At 39.8% G+C, this 3,320-nt stretch carries 4 protein-coding genes; 1 reads left to right on the top strand and 3 read right to left on the bottom strand.

From position 1 onward, the window contains the following. Positions 1–28 precede the first annotated feature (28 nt). On the top strand, positions 29–379 hold the full coding sequence (locus tag PX481_RS14480) for a DUF760 domain-containing protein (RefSeq protein ID WP_002735620.1): 351 nt from the start codon (positions 29–31) through the stop codon (positions 377–379). Positions 380–820: 441 nt separating this feature from the next. Here the strand turns inward: PX481_RS14480 and PX481_RS14475 are convergent, their stop codons facing one another. Genes PX481_RS14475 through PX481_RS14465 form a run of 3 tightly spaced genes read right to left on the bottom strand, consistent with a single transcriptional unit; the run spans position 821 to position 3,231 of the window. Next, a complete protein-coding gene (locus tag PX481_RS14475; RefSeq protein WP_288025429.1) occupies positions 821–1,690 on the bottom strand; it encodes an NAD(P)-dependent oxidoreductase in 870 nt (289 codons plus the stop codon). Positions 1,691–1,715: 25 nt separating this feature from the next. After that, a complete protein-coding gene (locus PX481_RS14470) occupies positions 1,716–2,375 on the bottom strand; it encodes a class I SAM-dependent methyltransferase (protein WP_002763008.1) in 660 nt (219 codons plus the stop codon). 13 nt (positions 2,376–2,388) lie between these two features. Further along, entirely contained in the window at positions 2,389–3,231 is an 843-nt protein-coding gene (locus PX481_RS14465) for a DUF6671 family protein (RefSeq protein WP_002763010.1), read from the bottom strand. Positions 3,232–3,320: the final 89 nt, after the last annotated feature.

Below are 3,320 nucleotides of genomic sequence, written 5' to 3'. Positions count from 1 at the left end.
CAATAACCACTACAGCGTGGGAGTTCTGATGACTTTTAATCCTGATTTTTTTCCCTGGGAAACCGAAGAACAAAACGATAACTGTCTGATGCAGTATCTCCAGCAGCAGCATCCTGAAACCCTTGAGAGAATAGCCCAATCCGTCAGTAGCGAAATTAAAGATATTATCTCGCAAAACGTCAGGGGATTGGTGGGAATGCTGCCCTCAGAGGATTTCGCGGTACAAATTACCACCGACCGCGAGAATTTGGCTAATCTTCTCGCTTCAGCGATGATGACCGGTTATTTCCTCGGTCAAGTGGAGAAGCGCCATCATTTAGAATCAATTTTGTTAGCTACAGAATCAATTAAATTAGGCAAAAAACCAAAAATAGATTAATCTTCACCCCAAAAAGATAGAGACACTTTCATCGGTGTCTCTATCGGTTTTTAGCCCCCTTTGGCAAAACTCACCATCACTAAAATCGAGAGCAGGATACCGGGGACAAGTAAACCCGCTAATAATCCAAATTCAGTCAGCGTCATAGGAAAATATGCCCAAAATTCCATCACTTCCCACTCTAACCCCCTCTTCCGGCCACCTCAACAAAGCTTAAGGAAAATTTAAAGCCTTTTACCAGTTTTTCTCCTATCAGTTGTCCGACTAGACAAACCAAAAAGAGTCTTTTTGATGTTGCCAAGCGGTTTATAAGTAGCTGGTTATAATTAAATTAAAAATGGATTTTAGGTTCGATCCCCCCTGCCCCCCCTTGATAAGGTAGGGTTGATTCATGAATCAACCCTACGCTTGATAAGGGGGGTGTCTGATAATTTTTAACGCCTACCTACTTAATTCTTTTTTCAGCGCTTCGTATAAAGCTGAATAATCTTGTTCTGCTAATCCCATTTCTAAAGCTTTTTCCAGAAGGCTCTGTACTCCTGTTAGGGGAAAAGTGGTTAAATCTAACTTCTCTGATTCCTCTAAAAAGAGATTGACATCTTTGAGTAAATGTTTAGTGGGAAAATTAGGGTTAGCATAATTTTCTTCTAACATTCTGGTTAATTTTTTGTCAAAAGTAGGCGCATATAAGGCACTTTGACGCAGGATAGTCATGAACTTTTCTAGATCTACTCCTTGCTGGGATAAAAAAGCTAAACTCAAAGCAAAAGCACTGGTTAGAGAGGCAATTAATTGATTTAAAGCTAATTTTAACGCCGCGGCGGTTCCCACTGCCCCGATTAACATCGGTTTTTGACCAAAATTTGCTAATAAATTTGACCATTGATGGAACTGTTTCTCCGTTGCTCCCACCATAACTAAGAGAGTGCCATTTTTAGCTTCGGGAATACTTCCTAACACGGGTGCTTCTAGATATTCTCCCCCTTTAGCAACAATTTTATCTCGCAGTTGTTTACTTTCAGAAGGAGCAATAGTTCCCATCTGGATAATAGTCCGATTATTGAAGTTAGATTGCTCGGAATTTAATCCTAAAACCTCTTGGATAACGGCGGCATTAGTTAACATTAAAATTAGACAATCTGCCTCTTGAATAACTTGATCGGGACAGCTAACTGTTTTGGCTCCCAACTGCTGTAAAGGTGCTAATTTTTCTAAGGTGCGATTATAGGCAATAACAGAAATTTTCTGATTTAATAATCTTTCTACCATTGGCGTTCCCATTAATCCTGTTCCCAAAAATCCAACTTTCATAACTCAACTTTTCCTGATTTAGTGATTAGTTTTTACTTGTTTTTATGGCTGTCCAATGACGTTCGGAAGACTGATAAATTTTAACATTTTTTAATCCCGATTGCTGGATTAAATCTTCGATTTCTGCTAGGGTAAAAGCGGCCTGGAGAGAATCCTTAAATAGTTGCGCTTGTCGGGGAGAAAAATTAGGATCGATTTCCCTCACCATCCCCTGGATTATTTCCTCGGAATCGGGACGGAATAAATCTCTTAAAAAAATGCCACCATTGGGTTTTAAAACTCGCTTAATTTCCCTTAAAAAAGGCAGAGGATTTTCGAGATGGTGGATTAAACTATTAGAAATAACTAAATCAAATTGCTCGGATTGGTAGGGAAGATTTTTTCCATCAACTTTTTCTAATTTGATCTGTTCTTGACAGTTAGCACTCAGGATATTTTTTTGACCAATTTCTAACATAGAATCGGCCAGATCAATAGCGATAATTTGCCATTGGGGACGCAGTTGACAGAGCATAATCGGAATGCGTGCAGTACCGGTTCCCACATCTAATACCCTAGCATTAATACCGGCCAATTGTACGGCTTCTTTAGCAAAATTAGTATTAACTTCGGTGAAGTCCATGGCATCATATTCGATCGCTTCTTCCCGATCATCCATTACTTCCGGTTCTAAAATTCTTTCCATAGAAAAGCTATCCTTAAGGATTACAATATTCACAATACATCGGATCGGCAGTTTTTTGACCGTTGGGAAAGAGTTTTTCCTCTCGATAATCACACCTTTGACAACCGTATAGTTCCAGTTTAATTAAAGAGGTGGGAAAGTGACATAAACCACAGGGTAAACCCGATGTTCTTTCGATAATATCAAACCCCGGACAACCACAATTAGGACATAATTGATTAAGTTTCTGCACCAGATTTGCTGTCGCAGCTGCAATTGCTTTCATCCGCGTGGGATTGTGCATAGCACGCATATCGGTTTCTAGGTGTACCTTGCCGTTTTTGTCAAGAATATCTTCAACAATTTTAACGAAATTTTTCTCGTCAGTAATTCCCTTAAAAATCTGCTCGGAGTCGAGAGAATTTTTATCAAACATCACCACTAAACCATGACTAGGAAACCCGATTTTTTCGGCAAATTCTAAAGCAGCTGCTAGATTAGTTACAGTTTGGTGAGCGTGATTAGTTTCCGTGACTATTGCTTGACCAATTATTTCTAGATTATGGACTCGATCGAGCAATAAAATCAATTCACGATTACAGGAAATCAACGGCAAGTGGGGATAGGGATAAAAACTACCCTCACTAGCAATTCCGATATCGTATCCCGAAAGCTCGATCGCTTGTTGTGCCTTCCTGCGAGCGGTTTCAATTTGTGTCCCGATGCGCTTAATATCCCGGGTAAAAGTGCCAAAGCGATCGGTATTAAAATTATCGGGTACAATCACCTTAAGGCCTATTTCTTGCGCTAAAATCGGTGCAATCACCCGCTCTTTTCCGTGCATAGTCCCTAAAATTGCTATCCGATCTTGAAACATCTTTGTCAAGTAAAAAGGAGACAGGAGACAAATTCACCTGATAACTGATGGTGGGTTACGGCGAATACTAAATAGGTGGTAAAATATCT

It is taken from the genome of Microcystis sp. M53603_WE2 (assembly GCF_030065435.1).
The sequence above is the reverse complement of the archived record's forward strand: the minus strand, read 5'-3'. Positions and strand labels throughout refer to the sequence as shown.

Excerpts from the sequence above, each read along its gene's own strand:
- PX481_RS14465 (WP_002763010.1), bottom strand. The coding sequence starts at position 3,231 with ATGTTTCAAGATCGGATAGCAATTTTAGGGACTATGCACGGAAAAGAG.
- PX481_RS14475 (WP_288025429.1), bottom strand. The coding sequence starts at position 1,690 with ATGAAAGTTGGATTTTTGGGAACAGGATTAATGGGAACGCCAATGGTA.
- PX481_RS14480 (WP_002735620.1), top strand. The coding sequence starts at position 29 with ATGACTTTTAATCCTGATTTTTTTCCCTGGGAAACCGAAGAACAAAAC.
- PX481_RS14470 (WP_002763008.1), bottom strand. The coding sequence starts at position 2,375 with ATGGAAAGAATTTTAGAACCGGAAGTAATGGATGATCGGGAAGAAGCG.